This is a genomic window from Klebsiella sp. K47, assembly GCF_051858335.1.
GTDB lineage: Bacteria > Pseudomonadota > Gammaproteobacteria > Enterobacterales > Enterobacteriaceae > Klebsiella > Klebsiella pneumoniae.
The window spans coordinates 1-217 of record NZ_JBPYUI010000501.1; the positions used below are offsets into that span (position 1 = coordinate 1).

Sequence of the window (217 nt, forward strand, 5' to 3'; positions counted from 1 at the left end):
TATGCGGCGTGAGGATGACGTTGTCCATGCCACGCAGCGGCGACAGGAATTCGTCCTTGTTGCTCTTGGGCTCCTTGGGAAAGACGTCGATGGCCGCGCCCAGCAGCTTGCCGCTTTGCAGCGATTCCGCCAGCGCCTCGATATCGACCACCGTGCCGCGCGATGCATTGATGAGAATGCTGCCGGGCTTCATGGCGGCAATCTGCGCCGCTCCCAT

General features: G+C 62.2%; 1 protein-coding gene. It reads right to left on the minus strand.

What is annotated here, in order from left to right:
* Window positions 1-217 (minus strand): NAD(P)-dependent oxidoreductase (locus RRF55_RS28970; RefSeq protein ID WP_439419443.1); only part of this gene is annotated, 217 nt, incomplete at both ends.